The following is a 17,970-nucleotide window of genomic DNA, read 5'->3' as shown; positions in this document are numbered from 1 at the left end:
CTCACAAACCCGGATCCTGGTGCAGTAGCGCCACGGCTGAGTCCGATTCGTCATCGAGCGAGCGCCGCCGCAGCGCCAGGGAGGCGAACGCGGCGATCGCGAGCATCGCCAGCCCGGACACGGCGAACGTGCGCGCCGCGGTGCCGAGCGCCTCGGTCAGCACCCCGCCGAGCAGGGCGCCGAGCGGGATCGCGCCCCAGACGACCGTGCGCCACACCCCGAGCACCCGGCCGAGCAGCTCGCCGGGCACCAGCGTGTGCCGCGCGGTGGCGAGCACGACGTTGACGGCGACGACCGCCGCCGCGAACAGGCCGAACAGGGCCGCGCTCGCGACCGGCGAGCGGACCAGGCCCATCCCGCCGAACCCGGCGCCGCAGCCGAGGATCCCGCCCACCACGACCACGCGCCGGCCGGCCGCGCGCACGAGCCGCGGCGCGACGCCCGCGCCGAGCAGCCCGCCGATGCCGCCGGCGAACGCGAAGAACCCGAAGGTCGCGCCGGACAGATGGAGGTCGTCGAGCGCGTAGAGCACCAACTGTGCCTGCGCGAGCTCGCTGACCAGGCTGAGCAGCCCGGCGATGAAGACCAGCCGTGTGAGCAGCGCGTTCCCGCGCAGCCAGCGCAGACCTTCGGCCAGGTCGGTGCGCAGCCGCGTCGGCCGGCGGGCTCCGGCCTGCCCGCGGTAGGTGCCGGTGAGCCCGAGCAGCACCGCGGCCGCGATCGCGAAGCCGGCGGAGTTGAGGACGAAGGGCAACGCGGCGAAGAGCGCGAAGGCCAGGCCGCCGATCGGGCCGCCGAGGAACGTCTGGCCGACGATCTCGCACGCCTGCAGCTTGCTGTTGGCCGCGTCGAGCGAGCCGTCGCCGACGACCGCCGGGACCAGGGCGTTGGCCGCGCTGTCCGCGATCGTTTCGGCGGTCCCGATGACCAGCGCCGTCAGGTAGACCAGCCAGATCGTCATCCCGCCGGCGGCGACGAGCACGGCGAGGGCGCCGACGGCGACGGCGCGGGCGGTGTTCGCGACGACCATCGCGCGCCGCCGGTCGATCCGGTCGACCAGCGCGCCGGCGACGGCGGCGAAGAGCAACCAGGGCAGGAACTGGGTGGCGGACAGCCCGGCGATCAGCACGGGATCGCGGGTCAGCGTCGTCGCCAGCAGGGGCAGGGCCACCTTGCCGATGCCGTCGCCCAGGTGCGAGGCGGCGCTCGACGTCAGCAGCCACGTGAGTCTTCGGGCAGGGTTCACCGCGACCCCCGGTACTCATCGCAGTCATCCAATGACTTCGAGTAACAGGATAAGGGCGTTGCCACCCGACGGTGGTCACGGTGTCACTACTAGTGCCGGTTCAGCCCCAGCCGAGCTCGTGCAGCCGGGCGTCGTCGATCCCGAAGTGGTGACCCAGCTCGTGCACGACGGTGATGAGGACTTCTTCGACGACCTCGTCCTCGTCCTCGCACATCGAGAGGATCGGCTGCCGGTAGATCGAGATCCGGTCGGGCAGCACCCCGCCGTAGGACGACGTCCGCTCGGTCAGCGCGATCCCGTGGTAGAGCCCGAGGATGTCCGGCGCCTCGTCGTTGAACTCCTCGACGAGCACGACGACGTTGTCCATCGCCTTCGCGAACTCGGCCGGCACCTCGTCCAGGGCTTCCGAGACCAGTTCCTCGAACCGCTCCCGGCTCATCTCGACGGGCATCAGCCGTTCTGCTTCGACGTCGGCGGGGCGGAGCTCGACGTGGCCGGCCCGCCGCCCCCGTCCGAAGGCGGGCCGCCGTCCTGGGGCTGGCCGCCGTCGGGGCCGTCGGGTCCGGCCGGGGCGGCCTTGACACTGCCGGTGACCGCCTGCAGGCCGCTCTTGTCCGGCAGCAGCGCCGCCACCTTGCAGTTGACCTTGGTCGACCCGGCGTCCCAGCTCTCCTGCTCCCGCAGGTCCCAGGTCAGGATCAGCTTCTTCGCGTCCAGATCGGCGCCGCCGGTGTAGTCCGACGCCTGTTTGGTGCACTCGGTGTCGAGCCACGCCTTCTGGTCGTCCTGCGACGGGTAGGCGTCCTTGAACTTCGTCTTGAGGTCCAGGGTCGCGACGATCTCGTAGGAGTGCGGCTTGGTGCACTCGAGCGGGTCGCCGACGCCCTTGCCCAGCAGCGCGAGGCAGGTGCCCGGCTCGAACACGAGCGACTGGTCCTGCTCCTTCGCCGGGCCGGTGGTCGTCAGCAGCGTGCCGCCGGGGCCCGCCCACTGCAGGCCGCAGCGCAGCTGGCGGTCGCCGTCGGCCCACTGCGACGGAGTCGGGCGCAGCAGGTTCGTCGTGAGCTTGCCGTACGGGTCGAGGTTGTGGCCGAGGTACGGCTTCACGTCCGAGGTGCACTTCTGCTGGGCGATCTGCTGCCACTGGTCCAGCGCGGGCACCGGCGCGCCCTCCGGGAACTGGGCGCCGATGTCCACGAGCGCGGTCACCTCGAACTTGTGCGGCTGCGTGCAGGCCACCTTGCGTGCGTCGCTCGCGTCCGGGTTCGCCCAGGTCAGGCAGCTGCCGGGAGGTGAGTGGAACGCCTCCTCGGCCTCCGGGGACAGCTTGCCGGCGCCACCGCCGGCTCCGCCCGCGATCTCGCCGCCCCACGAGAAGACGACGCTGAGGGCGAGCGCGATGAGCGCGCCCGCGAAGATCCCGCCCATCACGACGCGGGTGCGCAGCGTCTGCGTGGCGGCTGGGAACCGATCGGCGCTGGGAGACATCGCAGTCCATGATGCCCGCGCCGCGCGAGACGTGCGCGATCCGGGTGGTTAGGGTGGGTCACGGTTTCGTGGTGGCCGGGATTACGGAGCGCACATGACGCAGGACAACAACACTGGGGACCAGCCGCCCCCCGAGCCGCCGAAGCGCGGTTCGATGAGGTTTCAGGACTCGAACACGCAGCCCCGTCAGCCGTCGGTCGCGGAGCAGCGGGCCCGTCAGCAGGCACTCGTCCAGGAAGAACGGGACGCCGAGCTGGCCCGCCAGGCCGACGCCAAGGCGGCGACCCGCCGCAAGATCCTGATCGGCAGCGGCGTGACCGTCGGCCTCGTCGGACTGGTCGCGACGTTCTACACGGTCGCGAAGCCGGCCGGCGACGTCACCGCGGTCTGCACCGACTCGAACGGCATCGTCCAGGGCGACGACAACTGCGACGAGACCTACGTGACGAGTCACGGCGGGTACTCCAGTGGCGGTTTCCTGTTCCTGCCGATCGGGGGCGGTGGCTACAACAGCTACCGCTACAACTACGGCGGAACCGGCGGCATCGGGCAGCGCGTGTCCGGTGGCTCCTACGACGCGCCGTCGTCGCGCACCAACGTCAACACGAAGTCCGGCAAGTCCGTCCAGCGCGGCGGCTTCGGCATCAGCGGCAAGAGCGGCTCCACCGGGGGCACCGGCGGCAGCGGCAAGAGCGGGGGATCGTAGGTGTACCGGGACCGGCGTGAGCCGCGGCGCGACTGGCAGCGGATCGTCGAGGAGCAGGGGCTCGTCTACGGCACGCCGGCCCGCGACAACAGCGGCCGGATGCGGCCGTACTGGGACGAGTCGGTGCACTACGTCTTCGACATGGACGAGGTCCTCTCGCTCGAGGCCGACGTCGAGCTGCTGCACTCGATGTGCCTGGAGGCCGTCGACAACGTCGTGACCACCGAGGGCTACCAGCGGTTCGGCATCCCCGAGTGGGTCTGGCCGCACATCGCCGAGTCGTGGAAGCGGCAGGACCCGCACGTCTACGGGCGGTTCGACCTGCGCTACGACGGCAAGTCGCCGGCGAAGCTGCTGGAGTACAACGCGGACACGCCGACCACGCTGCTGGAGGCGTCGCTGCTGCAGTGGCACTGGAAGACCGACGTCTTCCCGGACGACGACCAGTGGAACTCCATCCACGAGAAGCTCGTCGAGCGGTGGGCGTTCCTGCGGGACAAGCTGCCGTCGAACGAGCTGCACTTCACCTGGTCGGCGGCCGACCCCTCCGGCGAGGACAACGTCACCACGGCGTACCTGCAGGAGACGGCGGCCGAGGCCGGGCTCGACACGGTGGGGCTGGCGATCGAGGAGATCGGCTGGGACCCGGTGCTCAAGCGGTTCGTCGACCTCGAAGAGTCGCAGATGGCGACCGTGCTGAAGCTGTACCCGTGGGAGTGGGTGGTCGACGAGGAGTTCGGCCGCAACGCCGTCGAGTCGCTGCCGCGGACGCTGTGGATCGAGCCGCTCTGGAAGATGATCCTCTCCAACAAGACGCTGCTGGCGATCCTGTGGGAGAACTACCCGGGCCACCCGAACCTGCTGCCGGCGTTCGCCGACGACCCCGGCCTGCTCACCGAGTACGTCCGCAAGCCGAAGCTGGGCCGCGAGGGCGCGAACGTCCAGATCGTCGCGACCGGCTACGAGACCCAGACCGACGGCGTCTACGGCGCGGAAGGGTTCGTCTACCAGGCGTTCGACCCGCTGCCCGAGTTCGACGGCTACCGGCCGGCGCTCGGCGCGTGGATCGTCGGGGACAGCTCCGCCGGCCTGGGCATCCGCGAGACCGGTGGCCTGGTCACCGACGACGGTGCGGCATTTGTCCCACATCGCATCGTCGAGTCGTGATACAACACCGCTGCTGATCAGCTCTTTCTCCTGGGAGACAACTCGTGAACACGACCCTTGCGCTGTCCGACACGTTCGGCTCCGACCTCGTGCGGGGGATCGGCGCGATCCTGCTGTACGGCGTCATCGGCCTGCTGCTGATGTTCGCCGGCTTCTACGCGATCGACTGGACCACGCCGGGCAAGCTGTCGAAGCTGGTCACGCAGGGCCTGCCGAACGCGGTGATCGTGACCGCGTCCGGGATGCTCTCGATGGCGTTCATCGTCGTCGTGGCGATCTTCAACTCGGCCAGTGACCTCACCGAGGGCCTGATCACGTCGCTGGTCTACGGCCTGCTCGGGATCATCGTCCAGGTGATCGCGGTCCGGCTGCTCGAGTGGGCGACCCGCATCGACGTGGCGTCGACCATCGAGAGCGAGAAGTTCGCCCCGGTGAGCATCGTCGTCGCGGCGGCGCACATCGGCCTGGGCCTCGTGGTGGCCGTCGGCATCTCCTGACCCCGGAATGTGAGCCGGGCCACGTCGCGCGTGGCCCGGCTCTTCCGTTCCCACTAGCGTGGAGTTCGTGCGCCTGCTGAGGACACCGGACGACCGGTTCACGGACCTGCCCGACTTCCCCTTCGAGCCGAAGTACACCGAGCTCGCGGACCCCCACGGCGGCGTGATCAGAGTGGGTTACGTGGAGGCCGGGCCGTCGGACGGTCCCGTGGTGCTGCTGCTGCACGGCGAGCCCAGCTGGTCGTACCTCTACCGCAAGATGCTGCCGGTGCTGGCCGCGGCCGGGCTCCGCGCGATCGCGCCGGACCTGGTCGGCTTCGGCCGGTCCGACAAGCCCGGCGACCTGGCGGACCACACGTACGCGCGGCACGTCGAGTGGATGCGCGGCTTCGCGTTCGACGCGCTGGACCTGCACGACGTGACGCTGGTCGGCCAGGACTGGGGCGGCCTGATCGGGCTGCGGCTGGTCGCGGAGAACCCGTCACGGTTCGCGCGGGTGGTCGCGGCCAACACGGGCCTGCCCACGGGCGACATCGACATGCCGCCGCAGTGGCATTCGTTCCGGGAGGCCGTCCAGAAGGCCCCGGTGCTGGACGTCGCCCGGTTCGTCCAGTCGGGCTGCAAGTCTTCGCTGTCCGAGGCGGAGCGCGCGGCTTACGACGCCCCGTTCCCGAACGAGATGTACAAGGCGGCTCCCCGGGCGATGCCCGGTCTGGTGCCCTACCGGCCGGACGACCCCGCCTCGGAAGCGAACCGAGCGGCGTGGAAGACGTTGACGGACCTGGAAATCCCGTTCCTGGTGGCGTTTTCCGACGGCGACCCGATCACCGGCGGCATGGCTCCGATTCTGCAGCGCTCGATGAAGGGGGCGCAGGGGGTGGAGCACCCGGTGATCAAGGACGCGGGGCACTTCCTGCAGGAGGACAAGGGCGAGGAGCTGGCCGAGCACGTGGCGAGGTTCGTGCGCGGCTGAAGAAGAACCGGCGGCCGGCGACGCAGACCGACCACGACGTCACCAGACCTCCCCCGCCCCTCATCCCAGCTGCACTTCAGTCGACGATCGGGTTTGTCAAGGCACGCTTTCCCGCCTTGACAAACCCGAGCGGCGGCTGAGACTCCAACCGGAGGGGCGGGGGAGGTCGGACCCGCTTCGGCGCGGCAGACTTCTGCCGCGGCTCAAAAGCAAAAGCATGTCCTCGCCGGACGGGCAGGCTCCGGGATGGCCACCGCTGTCTTCTCACTTCTGAGAGGTGGGCCGCTGGGTGGTCATCCCGTCGCCTGAGCGAGGCCTATCACTTTGAGCCGGGCCCGCAAGGTTGCGTCGCTTTCTCGCTTTGCGCTGTGGGTTGCGGGCCCGGCTCAAAGTGATTTGACGGCCTCAGGCGACGGGATGACCACCCGCTCTTTTGGGGTCAAAGCGCCGCGTGGGTCGCCGCCAGCGCGTCCACCAGGATGTCCAGACCCTCCTGGGCTTCGTCCGCCGTCAACGTCATGGGCGGGCCCAGCCGCAGGACGTTGCCGTGCAGGCCGCCCTTGCCGATCAGGAGGCCGCGCTTCTTCGTCTCCTCCAGCATCCGGGCCGCCGCGGCTACGTGCGGCTCCGTTGTGCCCGGCTTGATCAGCTCCACTCCGATCATCAGGCCCTTGCCGCGCACCTCGGCCACGATCGGCGACTCGGCGGCCTGCAGACCGGAGATGAGCTGCGACCCGCGAGCCGCGCAGTTCGCCTGCAGGTTGTGGTCCTTGATGTAGTCGAGCACCGCCGTCGCGCCAGCCATCGAGACCGGGTTGCCGCCGAACGTCGAGAACGACTGGGCCTGGAAGCAGTCCAGGACGTCGCCGCGGGCCACCACCCCGCCCACCGCCAGTCCGTTCCCGAGGCCCTTCGCGAACGTCATCATGTCCGGCGTCACGCCGTGCGCGTCGATGCCCCAGAAGTGCTCGCCGGTGCGGCCCCAGCCCGTCTGGACCTCGTCCGAGATGAACAGCACGCCGTAGGAGTCCAGCACCTCCTTCATGGCGCGGAACAGCCCGTCCGGCGGCAGGCTGAACCCGCCGACGCCCTGGATCGGCTCGGCGATCAGGCAGGCGACGTCGCCCGCGGTCGCCGTCTCCAGCACGTCGACCAGGTCCGCGACGCAGGCCTTGATGTAGTCGGCGTCCGACATGTCCCGGAACGGGCTTCGATACCGATAGCCGCCGTGGACGTAGTTGACCTTGACCGGGCTCAGCGCCGACGCCGACCAGCCGCGGTTGCCCGTGATCGCGACCGTCCCGAACGAGCGGCCGTGGTAGGAGTTCCGCATCGCCAGCACCTGGTTGCTGCGCCGGAACTGCGTCGCGAGCATCAGCGCGGTGTCGTTGGCCTCGCTGCCGGAGTTGGTGAAGAAGACCTTCGCGTCCGGGATGTTCGACAGCTTCGCGATCCGCTCGGCCAGCTCGACCTGCGAGCGGATCAGGTAGAGCGTCGAGGTGTGCAGGATGCCGGTGTCGAGCTGCTTGCGGACCGCGTCGCCGATCTCGGCGACGTCGTAGCCCATCGAGTTCGTCAGCACGCCGGCGAAGAAGTCGAGGTAGGTGCGGCCCTGCGAATCCGTCATCCGGCGGTCGTGCGCGTGCACGATCTCGATCGGCTCCTCGTAGAGCAGCGACATCCAGGACGGCATGACAGCGCGGTGCCGGGCGAGCAGCTCGTCGGTCATCGGGGCGCCTCCTCTGGGGTATCCCTGGAGTATGAGGACGCCGTGAACAGCGCTTCAACGATCAGACTGTCGGGATAACCCAGTAGGGACGCACAGTCTGTACGGACTACCCTCTGTCTTCGTGATTGACCCCAGGACTCTGCGCGATGACCCGGAAGCCGTGCGCGCGTCGCAGCGCGCCCGTGGTGAAGACGAGGGAGTGGTCGACAAACTGCTCTCCCTCGACACCCGGCGCCGCTCTTCCATCGCCGCCGCGGACAAGCTGCGCAACGAGCAGAAGCTCCTGGGCAAGCAGATCCCGAAGGCGCCGCCGGAGGAGAAGCAGCAGCTGCTGGCCACCGCCAAGGAGCTCGCCGCGCAGGTCAAGGCGGCCGAGGCTGAGCAGAACACGTCGTCGGACGAGTTCGACCAGCTCTTCCGCACGGTCCCGAACCTCGTGCACCCGGACGCGCCGGTCGGCGGCGAAGACGACTTCACCGTGCTCAAGCACGTCGGCGAGCCGACGAAGTTCGACTTCACCCCGAAGGACCACCTCGAGCTGCTCGAAGCGCTCGGCGGCGTCGACATGGAACGCGGCGCGAAGGTCTCGGGCTCGCGGTTCTACTTCCTCACCGGCGTCGGCGCGCAGCTGCAGCTCGGCCTGCTCAACATGGCCATCGCGCAGGCGCTCGAGAACGGCTTCACGCCGATGATCACGCCGTCGCTGGTGCGCCCGGAGATCATGGCCGGCACCGGCTTCCTCGGCCAGCACTCGAGCGAGATCTACCACCTCGAGGACGACGACCTGTACCTCGTCGGCACGTCGGAGGTGCCGCTCGCTGGCTTCCACGCCGACGAGATCCTCGACCTGAAGGACGGCCCGAACCGCTACGCGGGCTGGTCGTCCTGCTACCGGCGCGAGGCGGGCTCGTACGGCAAGGACACCCGCGGCATCATCCGCGTCCACCAGTTCGACAAGGTGGAGATGTTCGTCTACACCAAGCCGGAGGACGCCGAGGCCGAGCACGAGCGGCTGCTCGGCTGGGAAGAGCAGATGCTCGCGAAGATCGAGGTGCCCTACCGGGTCATCGACACCGCGACCGGCGACCTCGGCACGTCCGCGCACCGCAAGTTCGACTGCGAGGCGTGGATCCCGACGCAGGACACCTACCGCGAGCTGACCTCGACGTCCAACTGCACGACGTTCCAGGCCCGCCGGCTGTCGGTCCGCTACCGCGGCGAGAACGGCAAGCCACTGATCGCCGCGACGCTCAACGGCACCCTGGCCACCACCCGCTGGATCGTCGCGATCGTCGAGAACCACCAGCAGGTGGACGGCTCGGTCCGCGTGCCCGAGGCGCTGCGCCCGTTCGTCGGCGGCAAGGAAGTCCTCACGCCCCGCTGATTCGCGGTATGCCAGGTGCGCGCCCGTTCGGCCCAGTAAGGTCCGGGCCGAACGGGAGAGGACTCTTCGCATGCGCATGAAGTGGCAGGTCATGGCGACGCTGGCGGCCCTGGCCGTGGTGGTGTCCGGCTGCACGGTGGCCGTCGGCGGTTCGGCGGCGCCGGTGCCGGGCCAGGGCCCGATCGTCAAGGCCGTCGACGCCTGCTCCCTGCTCGAGGAGGGCCAGCTCGACGCCCTCGGCTACGAGGCCAAGGGCCGGTCGGTGCCGGAGAACAAGGACCGGAACCAGACGGCGATGTGCCTGTGGAACACCAAGGACGACATCGAGCCGTCGGCCATCCTGAACGTCGGCTACACGACGGACATCGACTTCAACGAGTACATCGCCGGAGCCGTCCCGAAGGGCGAGCCGCAGCAGATCGCCGGCTTCAGCTGGCGGCAGTACCCGTCGATCCTCTCCGACGACTGCGTGCTCTACGCCCTCTTCGGGGACAAGTCCTTCGCGTACGTCAGCGTGTCGGAGCCGCCGCTCGAAAAGTCGTGCGAGCTGGCCAAGGCGGCGATCCCGCAGGTCGCGGCCCACCTGCCCGGCGGGCAGGACGCGCCGTCGATCACCCCGACGGCGCCGGCCAAGACCGAGCCGGGCGGGCCGCTGCTCGCGGCCGACCCGTGCGCGATGCTGAAGCCGGACCAGGTCGCGCAGCTGAAGAACATCTCGCCCACCGGCGAGAAGGACACCTCGTCGTCGGTGCCCAACGCGACCTACTGCCTCTGGGACGACACCGACGGCGACGAGGGCCAGAAGGCGTTCGAAGTCTGGTTCGGCCCCAGCACGCCGGTCGGGGACTGGCCGGGCGCGTCGGGCGTCAACCCGACCGAGACCGTCGACGTCGGCGGGAAGAAGTGGGGCCTCTTCCCGAACATGGGCGGCCTGCGGGCGACCTGCGGCGCGACCCTGCCGATCACCGACACGTCATCCGTGCAGGTGGTCAGCGGGTTCATCGGCGACGACACCAAGACCTGCGACGTCGTGAAGCAGGGCCTGCCGCTGGTGACGCCGAACCTGCCGAGCTAGGCGGTGTCAGCCCTCTGAGACCTGGTCGGCGATGTGGCGCGCGATCTCCAGCGCGCTCGTCGCGGCCGGGGACGGCGCGTTCAGGACGTGCACCTGGTCGCGCGCGGTCTCGATGAGGAAGTCGTCGACGAGCGAGCCGTCGCGGCGCATGGCCTGCGCGCGCACGCCGGAGCCGTGGCGGACGATGTCGTCCTCGGTGACGGCCGGGACGAGCCGGGCGAGGCTCGCGGCGAACCGCTTCTTCGAGAACGAGCGGCGGACCTCGTCGAGCCCGGTCGGGACCGCGTACTTCTTCGCGAGCCGCCACACACCCGGGAAGGTCGCGACCTCGGCGACGTCCTTCGCGGAGAAGTCGGCCCAGCGGTAGCCCTCGCGGCGCAGCGCGAGCACGGCGTTCGGGCCCGCGTGGACGCTGCCGTCGAGCATCCGCGTGAGGTGCACGCCGAGGAACGGCAGCGTCGGGTCGGGCACCGGGTAGATCAGGCCCTTGACCAGGCCGCGGCGTTCGGGCTTGAGCTCGTAGTACTCGCCGCGGAAGGGGACGATCTTCGCCGACGGCGTCAGCCCGGCCAGCCGCGCGACGCGGTCGGAGTGCAGGCCGGCGCAGTTCACGAGCCCGTCCGCGACGATGACGTCTTCGCCGGTCGCGACCTCGACCCCGCCGTTCGCCCCGGCGCGGATGGCCAGCGCGGGGCTGTTCAGCCGGAGGTCGACGCCGGCTTCGTCGAGCAGCCGGACGAGCGCCTGGCAGACCCCGGGGAAGTCGATGATCCCGGTGGACTCGACCCGCAGCGCGGCGACGCAGGCGACCTCGGGCTCGTACTCGCGGGCTTCGGCGGGGGAGATCTTCTTCGCCGGGACGCCGTTGGCCTCGGCCCGCTCGGCGAGGGTGTTGAGCGCGGGGATCTCTTTTTCGTCGGTCGCGACGACGAGCTTGCCGCAGACCTCGACGGGCACGCCGTACTGCCGCGCGAAGTCCACGATGGACCGGTTGCCGGCGACGGACATCCGCGCCTTGAAGGACCCGGGCTTGTAGTAGAGCCCGGCGTGGACGACGTTCGAGTTGTGCCCGGTCTGGTGCGCCGCCCAGCGCGATTCCTTCTCCAGCACCGTGACGTCCAGCCCGCGCCTGGTCAGCTCCCAGGCCACGGCCAGACCGACGATCCCGCCCCCGACGACCACCACGTTGCGCACGATCGACCAGGCTACGCGAGTGCTCGCGGGCTGCTGTCCCCTGGCGTTACCTAACAGTCGTCAGGTACGGTACCTAACCAATGTCAGGTAAGCGGTTGACGCGGGAAGCGCGGCGCGAGCGGATCCTCGCCGCGGCCGGCTCGGTTTTCGCATCGGTGGGCTACGACGCCGCGGGGATGCGCGAGGTGGCGGCGGCCGCCGGGATCAGCACGCCGGTGCTCTACGACCACTTCCCGGCGAAGGCGGAGCTGTACGCGGCGCTGCTGGAGTCCGAAGTGGACGGCCTGCTGGCCGGCTGGGGCTCGCTGCCGGCCTCGGACGATCCGGAGGTGCTGCTGCGCAGCCGCGTCTCGGCGATCTTCGCGTGGATCGAGGACCACGAGCGTGGCTGGCGGATGATCTTCGCGGAGACGCCGTCGGACCCGGCGGTCGCGTCGGTGCACCGCCGCGGCCAGGAGCGCGCGACGGCCAACCTGGCGGCGCTGTTCCACGGCGTGCCGCTGCACCTGACGGCTCGCATCCCGCGCCCGCTGGCCGACGAGGTGCTGGCGGAGGCGTGCAAGAGCGCGCTGAACGCCGTGGCGACGTGGTGGTGGCGCCACCGCGAAATCCCGCGCGACGAGGTCGTCGCGCTGACCGTGGACCTGCTGTGGCGCGGCCTGGCCGCGCTGATCGAGGGGGAACGATGAGCACGGAGACCTACCGCCGCGCGGCCGAAGCCGGCGACGTCGACCTGGCGATGACGGCGTTCGCGCCGGACGCGGTCCTGCATTCGCCGCTGACCTCGCGGGTGCGGTTCACCGGGCACGCGCAGCTGCGGCCGCTGATCGAGGTGGCGTACGCGCACCTGTCGGAGATCTGCTTCCACACCGACGTCGGCGACGAGCGGACGCGGGTGGTGGTCTACACCGCCCGGATCGGCGGCGAGCCGATCGAGGAGGCGACGGTGGTGCGCCTGAACGCCGACGGGCTGATCGAGGAGGCGACGCTGTTCGTCCGGACGCTGCCGGGCCTGGTGGCGCTGATGGACCGGTTCGGTCCGGCCCTCGCCCGGCGGAACGGGCGGCCGGCGGTGGCGCGGGCGCTGGGCGTGCTGGTGAAGCCGCTGCTGGCGATGGTCCGCTCCGGCGACCGGCACGCGGTGCCGCTTGTGGCGCCCCGGACGTCCGGAACGACTAGTCCGCCAGCCCCGCCGTGGTGAGCGCTTTCTGGGCGCTCATCCCGAGCCCCGTCCCGTAAGCGCGTTCAAACCCGTCCGTCCCCAGCGTCTCGACGACCCGGGTGCGCACCGCCGAGACGTCCGGGTCGCCGGCGATCGCCGTCCCGCGCACCGCCACCGCCGTGCCCAGGAGCAGCGCCGCCTGCTCCGGGTGCGACTCCGCCGCGGCGACCCCGGCCAAGCCCTCCAACGCGAACGCCACGATGTCGCCGGCGTGCCGGCGCCGGCCGGTGAGCAGCGCCTCGCGGTGCAGCCGGGCCGCTTCGGCCGGCCGGCCTTCGACCACCGAGAGCCAGCCGAGGGCGATCATCGCCGCCGCGCGGACCGACTCCGCCGAGAACGAGCCGGCCGGGCTTTCGGTCAGCGCGCGCTCGCAGAGCTCCCTGGACGCGGCCAGGTCGCCGGACAGCCGCGCCAGCGTCGCCAGGCCGACGTAGGCCGCGGAGCGGGACTCCGGCATGCCGGAGCGGCGCGCCGTCGCCGCGGCCAGTTCGTAGTCCGCCTGGGCGCCCGCGCGGTCGCCGTCCAGCAGCCGGACCCACCCGCGGCGGCAGATCAGGTCCGCGACGTCGTCCCGCGCGCCGATCTCGTGCATCAGGCCCAGCGCCTCGTCCATCATCGGCAGCGCGGCGGCGTGGTCGCCACGCCACGCGAGCAGCTGCGACAGGTGGTCGAGCGCCATCGACAGGCCCCACCGCTCACCCAGCTCGCGGAACTGGGCCGCGCCTTCGCGCAGTCCTTCTTCGGCGCCGGCCGGATCGCCGGTCATCATCGCTCGCAGGCCCATGCCCGTCGGGAGCAGGGCCCAGCTCCACGGGTCGCCGTGGGCCAGCAGCGCCTCGCCGCGGCCGAGCAGCTGCTCGTCGTCGCCCGGCGGGCCGGCGACCACGCCCAGCAGCATCACCAGGATCGGGTTCCGGGGCGCCCAGTCCACGCTCGTCGCGTACCGGTGGACCATCGGCAGGTACTGCTCCAGGGCCTCGTCCGGCTGCCCGGACAGCGCGCCGAGCACGCACACCAGGAACTCCTCGACGTACTCCTCGCGCAGCTCCGGCGGGGTCCGCGAGACGACGGCCGCCGACAACCCGGCGCCCTCGAACCGCCGTCCGCGCATCCACCAGTACATCGCCAGCAGTGGCACCAGCCGCAGCGCGAGCGCGACGTCGTTCCCGGTCGCCCAGCGCAGGGCGGCCAGGAGGTTGTCGTACTCGGCGTCGATCCGGTCCAGCCAGGTCAGCTGCGCCGCGGTCCGCAGCATCGGGTCGGCTTCCGCGGCGAACCGCAGGAAGTACTCGGCGTGCGCGCGGTGGAACCGCTCGGTCTCGCCCGCTTCGGCGAGCTTCTCCGCGCCGAACGCGCGGATCGTCTCCAGCATCCGGAACCGCCCGCCGACGGCCTCGGCCAGCGACTTGTCGGCCAGTTCGAGCAGCAGGTCGCCGTCGGTGCCGCAGACCTCGGCCGCCGCGGCGAGCGTCGCGCCGCCGGGGAACACCGTCAGCCGCCGGGCGAGCTCGCGTTCGTCGTCGCCGAGCAGGTCCCAGCTCCACTCGACGACGCCGCGCAGCGACCGGTGCCGCTCCTCGGCCGTCCGGCTGCCGCGGGCGAGCAGCCGGAACCGGTCGTCGAGCCGGGCCGCGATCTCGCCGAGGTCCAGGCTCCGGACGCGCGCCGCGGCCAGCTCCAGCGCCAGCGGCAGGCCGTCGAGGGCCGCGCAGACGTGCTGGACGTCGCCGATCGTCGCCTCGCCGACGGTGAACGCGGGGTCGCTCGCGGCCGCGCGGTCGGCGAACAGCCGGATCGCCGGGTACTCCAGTGCCTCCGCGGCGGACGTCCCCGGCGGCGGCACGGCCAGCCGCGGGACCGGCGCCAGCTGCTCGCCGGTGATGCCGAGCGGCTCGCGGCTGGTGGCCAGCACCCGCAGGCCCGGGCACGCGCCGAGCAGCCGCGCGGCCAGCCGCGCCGCGACGTCGACGACGTGCTCGCAGTTGTCGAGCACGAGCAGTGCCCGCTGGTCGCGCAGGGCCGAGATCAGCCGGTCGGCCGGGTCCTGCGGGCCGCCGCGCGTGCTCTCGCGCAGGCCGAGCGCGGCCAGCACGGCGCCGGCGACACCGGCGCCGTTGTGCGGGGCGAGCTCGACGAACGCGACCAGTCCGGAATCGGCGGCGGCCGTGGCGATCTCGATCGCCAGCCGCGTCTTGCCGGTGCCGCCCGGCCCGGTCAGCGTCACGAGCCGGCTGCGGTCCAGCAGCCCGGTCACCTGCCGTAGCTCACCGGCCCGGCCGACGAAGCTGGTCAGCTGCGCGGGCAGCGCCGGGATCGCCGGCCGTTCGGTCTCGCCGCGCAGCACGGCGAGGTGGGCTTCGGCGAGGTCCGGACCAGGGTCGGCGCCCAGCTCGTCGGCCAGTGCGCGACGGGCGTCTTCGAACGCGGCCAGCGCGTCGGCCGGCCGGCCCGCGGCGGCGAGCGCGCGGATGAGCTGCGCGCGCGGCCGCTCCCGCAGCGGCTGCGCGGCGACGGTGTCCCGCAGCTCGGCGAGGACGTCTTCGGCCCGCCCGAGGGCCAGCCGGGCTTCGACGTGGTCGTCCGCCGCGTCGGCCCGCAGCTCTTCGAGCCGGGCGGACTGGGCGGCGGCGAACGGCGCGTCGGCCAGGTCGGTGAACGCCGGCCCGCGCCACAACGCCATCGCTTCGCCCAAAGTGGACGCCGCGCGGGCGTGCTCGCCGTTCTTCAGCAGCGTCCGGCCTTCGCGGGCAAGGCTTTCGAAGGCTGATGCGTCCACTTCGTCCGGTTCGACGACCAAGCGGTACCCCGCCGGGGTGAACTCGACCGGCGCCAGCTCCTTCAACGCCGTCCGCAGCCGGGAGACCTGCGACTGGAGGGCGTTCGCGGCGCCGTCCGGCGGGTTTTCGCCGTACATCCCGTCGATCAGCCGCTCCGCCGGGACGAACCGGCCGGGGTCCAGGGCGAGCAGTGCCAGCAGCGTCCGCGACCGCGGGCCACCCACCGCCACCTGCGTACCGTCCGGGCGCCACGCGGCGATGGCCCCCAGCACCCCGAATCGCATGGCCTCAGCTTAAGACGGGTACCGACCAGGGAAAGTTTTCACTCTAAAGTGGCCTTCGGTGTGGGCCTGTGAATCAGCTGAGTGAGCGTATATACACTTCGCCAGGTCCCCACGCAATGGGAGAGGTATGTCGACCGACAGCATTGCCCTAGGTCAGCCGACCGTGGGCGAAGAAGAGCTAGCCGCCGTGGCCGAGGTCTTCCGATCCGGCTGGCTGGCCGGTGCGGGACCGGCGTGCCGCCGCTTCGAGGAACGGTTCGCGCAGGTCACCGGTACCGCGCACGCGCTGACGACCGCGAACTGCGGGTCCGCGCTCTTCCTGGGACTGAAGGTCCTGGGCGTCCAGCCGGGTGACGAGGTCATCGTCGGGGACTACACGTTCCCGGCCACCGGCCACGCCGTCGTGCAGGCCGGCGCGACGCCGGTGTTCGCCGACATCCGCCCGGACGTCTTCAGCGCCGACCCGGCCCACATCGAGTCGCTGATCACCCCGAAGACCGTCGGCATCCTCGTCGTCGACGTCGCGGGCCAGCCGGGCGACTTCGACGAGTACCGCGCGATCGCCGACAAGCACGGCCTCTGGCTGTTCGAAGACGCCGCGTGCGCCGCGGGCGCGACGTACAAGACGCGCCCGGCCGGCAGCCTCGCCGACCTCGCCGCGTTCTCCTTCCACGGCCGCAAGGGCATCACCGCGGGCGAAGGCGGCGCGCTGGTCTCCGACCGCGAGGACCTCATCGCGCACGCCCGCAAGCTGCACACCTACGGCATCGAGCCGGCGATCAGCCGCGAAGGCTCGAACACGCTGCCGATCCCGGAGTTCCACGAGCTCGGCTACAACTTCCGCATGTCGGACGTCCAGGCCGCGATCATGAACGTCCAGCTCGACCGGCTGCCGGACCTGCTCGCCGCCCGCCGTTCGGTGGCGAAGCGGTACCACGAAGCCTTCGCGGACATCGACGCGCTGACCGTCCCGGTGGAACTGTCCGATCGCGAGCACCCGTGGCAGGCCTACCTGCTCACGGTCGCGCCCGAGGTCAGCCGCGACACCCTGGCGCTGCGCATCCGCGAGACGGGCGTCCAGTGCAACTTCGGCACCTACGCCTCGCACCTGCAGCCGATCTACGGGCCCCAGGCCCCGCTGCCGGTCTCGGCCGACGCGTTCGCGCGTCAGCTCGCGATCCCCATGCACGCCAACCTCACCGACGCCGAGGTCACCCGCGTCGGCGAGGTCGTGCGCCAAGCCGTGCAGTCCCTGTCCTGAAGCCCGCACTACCTAGGAGAATTCGGTGTCCGACAAGAAGGTGCTCTTCACTGGGGCGGGTGGGTTCATCGCCGCGCACGTCATCCCGCTGCTCATCGAGGGCGGCTACACGGTGCGGATCTTCGACAACATGACCCGCGGCGACCGCGCTCGTGTCAACGAGTTCGTCGCCACCGGCAAGGTCGAGCTCGTCGAGAAGGACGTCCGCTACGGCGGCGCGGTGCGCGAGGCCATGCGCGGCTGCACGCACGTCATCCACTTCGCGACGGTGTCGATCAACAAGTCGATCGCCGACCCGCACGAGTCGATCGACATCAACATGATCGGCAACCACAACGTGTTCGCCGCGGCGGCCGACGAAGGCGTCGAGCGCCTGGTGTTCGCCTCGACCGCGTCGGTCTACGGCGAGCCGAAGCGCCTGCCGATGCGCGAGGACGACGAGCTCCGCCCGCTCACGCCGTACTGCATCTCGAAGCGTGCCGGCGAGGACCTGCTGGGCTTCTACGAGCGCCAGAAGGGCCTGTCCTGGAACGCGCTGCGGTTCTTCAACGTGTACGGCCCCGGCCAGAAGATCGAGGCCTACTACACCTCGGTGATCAACCACTTCATCCAGCGCCTGCGCGCCGGCCAGCCGCCGGTCATCGACGGCCGCGGCGACCAGTCGATGGACTTCGTGCACGTCAGCGACCTGGCGCGGGCCGTCGTCGCCGCGCTGGAGTCGGAGCAGGCGAACCTGCCGATCAACATCGGCACCGGCATCGACACGTCGATCGCCGCGCTGGCGAAGATCCTCATCGAGGCCGTCGGCGTCGACGTCGAGCCGCTGTTCAACGAGCGTGAGGTGCTCGTGTCGCGGCGCGCCGCCGACATCACCCGCGCCCGCGAGGTGCTCGGCTGGGAGCCGCGGATCACTGTCGAAGACGGAATGCGGCAGCTGGTCAAGGACTCCGAGTGAGCACCACCGCGG

At 71.1% G+C, this 17,970-nt stretch carries 16 protein-coding genes; 10 read left to right on the top strand and 6 right to left on the bottom strand.

What is annotated here, in order from left to right; genetic code table 11:
- Position 1: 1 nt before the first annotated feature.
- The 3 genes from ACZ7PG_RS16825 to ACZ7PG_RS16815 all read right to left on the bottom strand — a co-directional run bounded on the left by ACZ7PG_RS16825 (position 2) and on the right by ACZ7PG_RS16815 (position 2,734).
- Entirely contained in the window at positions 2-1,246 is a 1,245-nt protein-coding gene (locus ACZ7PG_RS16825; protein ID WP_470239947.1) for an MFS transporter, read from the bottom strand.
- A 100-nt stretch (positions 1,247-1,346) separates the two neighbouring features.
- Positions 1,347-1,697 carry a metallopeptidase family protein gene (locus tag ACZ7PG_RS16820; protein ID WP_155548455.1) on the bottom strand — a complete coding sequence of 117 codons (351 nt, stop codon included), beginning with the start codon at positions 1,695-1,697 and terminating at the stop codon, positions 1,347-1,349.
- Entirely contained in the window at positions 1,697-2,734 is a 1,038-nt protein-coding gene (locus tag ACZ7PG_RS16815; RefSeq protein WP_470239946.1) for a septum formation family protein, read from the bottom strand. Before ACZ7PG_RS16815 ends, ACZ7PG_RS16820 begins: the two co-directional genes overlap by 1 nt.
- Positions 2,735-2,888: 154 nt before the next feature.
- Between ACZ7PG_RS16815 and ACZ7PG_RS16810 the strand changes: the two genes are divergently transcribed.
- The 4 genes from ACZ7PG_RS16810 (at position 2,889) to ACZ7PG_RS16795 (ending at position 6,077) form a co-directional block, all read left to right on the top strand.
- The gene (locus tag ACZ7PG_RS16810) at positions 2,889-3,440 is read left to right on the top strand and encodes a hypothetical protein (RefSeq protein ID WP_470239945.1); all 552 of its coding nucleotides are present in this window, start codon (positions 2,889-2,891) and stop codon (positions 3,438-3,440) included.
- Positions 3,441-4,607, top strand: a complete 1,167-nt coding sequence (locus ACZ7PG_RS16805; RefSeq protein WP_155548457.1) for a glutathionylspermidine synthase family protein — start codon at positions 3,441-3,443, stop codon at positions 4,605-4,607.
- A 44-nt stretch (positions 4,608-4,651) separates the two neighbouring features.
- Positions 4,652-5,104, top strand: coding sequence for a DUF350 domain-containing protein (locus ACZ7PG_RS16800; protein ID WP_155548458.1), 453 nt, complete (start codon positions 4,652-4,654; stop codon positions 5,102-5,104).
- Between the two features lie 67 nt (positions 5,105-5,171).
- Positions 5,172-6,077: a haloalkane dehalogenase gene (locus tag ACZ7PG_RS16795; RefSeq protein ID WP_470239944.1), complete on the top strand. Its 906-nt coding sequence runs from the start codon at positions 5,172-5,174 to the stop codon at positions 6,075-6,077.
- Between the two features lie 439 nt (positions 6,078-6,516).
- On the opposite strand, the gene ACZ7PG_RS16790 is transcribed toward ACZ7PG_RS16795, so the two are convergent.
- Complete coding sequence (locus ACZ7PG_RS16790; RefSeq protein WP_470239943.1) at positions 6,517-7,806, bottom strand: aspartate aminotransferase family protein; 1,290 nt, start codon at positions 7,804-7,806, stop codon at positions 6,517-6,519.
- 121 nt (positions 7,807-7,927) lie between these two features.
- Between ACZ7PG_RS16790 and serS the strand changes: the two genes are divergently transcribed.
- The gene (gene serS / locus ACZ7PG_RS16785; protein ID WP_470239942.1) at positions 7,928-9,190 is read left to right on the top strand and encodes a serine--tRNA ligase; all 1,263 of its coding nucleotides are present in this window, start codon (positions 7,928-7,930) and stop codon (positions 9,188-9,190) included.
- A gap of 70 nt (positions 9,191-9,260) precedes the next feature.
- Entirely contained in the window at positions 9,261-10,265 is a 1,005-nt protein-coding gene (locus ACZ7PG_RS16780; protein ID WP_470239941.1) for a DUF3558 family protein, read from the top strand.
- A 6-nt stretch (positions 10,266-10,271) separates the two neighbouring features.
- Here ACZ7PG_RS16780 and lhgO read toward each other — a convergent pair whose 3' ends face one another.
- Complete coding sequence (lhgO, locus tag ACZ7PG_RS16775) at positions 10,272-11,459, bottom strand: L-2-hydroxyglutarate oxidase (RefSeq protein ID WP_470239940.1); 1,188 nt, start codon at positions 11,457-11,459, stop codon at positions 10,272-10,274.
- 80 nt (positions 11,460-11,539) lie between these two features.
- Here lhgO and ACZ7PG_RS16770 point away from each other — a divergent pair, with 80 nt between their 5' ends.
- Both ACZ7PG_RS16770 and ACZ7PG_RS16765 read left to right on the top strand, forming a co-directional pair.
- Positions 11,540-12,148: a TetR/AcrR family transcriptional regulator gene (locus ACZ7PG_RS16770; protein ID WP_470239939.1), complete on the top strand. Its 609-nt coding sequence runs from the start codon at positions 11,540-11,542 to the stop codon at positions 12,146-12,148.
- Positions 12,145-12,660 carry a nuclear transport factor 2 family protein gene (locus ACZ7PG_RS16765; protein WP_470239938.1) on the top strand — a complete coding sequence of 172 codons (516 nt, stop codon included), beginning with the start codon at positions 12,145-12,147 and terminating at the stop codon, positions 12,658-12,660. Before ACZ7PG_RS16770 ends, ACZ7PG_RS16765 begins: the two co-directional genes overlap by 4 nt.
- Here the strand turns inward: ACZ7PG_RS16765 and ACZ7PG_RS16760 are convergent.
- Complete coding sequence (locus tag ACZ7PG_RS16760; protein WP_470239937.1) at positions 12,635-15,742, bottom strand: AfsR/SARP family transcriptional regulator; 3,108 nt, start codon at positions 15,740-15,742, stop codon at positions 12,635-12,637. The two genes, ACZ7PG_RS16765 and ACZ7PG_RS16760, sit on opposite strands and share 26 nt — an antisense overlap.
- Before the next feature lie 127 nt (positions 15,743-15,869).
- Between ACZ7PG_RS16760 and ACZ7PG_RS16755 the strand changes: the two genes are divergently transcribed.
- Entirely contained in the window at positions 15,870-17,003 is a 1,134-nt protein-coding gene (locus ACZ7PG_RS16755; protein ID WP_470239936.1) for a DegT/DnrJ/EryC1/StrS family aminotransferase, read from the top strand.
- A 25-nt stretch (positions 17,004-17,028) separates the two neighbouring features.
- Positions 17,029-17,958 carry an NAD-dependent epimerase/dehydratase family protein gene (locus ACZ7PG_RS16750; protein WP_470239935.1) on the top strand — a complete coding sequence of 310 codons (930 nt, stop codon included), beginning with the start codon at positions 17,029-17,031 and terminating at the stop codon, positions 17,956-17,958.
- Positions 17,959-17,970: the final 12 nt, after the last annotated feature.

It is taken from the genome of Amycolatopsis sp. NPDC114504 (genome assembly GCF_055633595.1).
The sequence above is the reverse complement of the archived record's forward strand: the minus strand, read 5'-3'. Positions and strand labels throughout refer to the sequence as shown.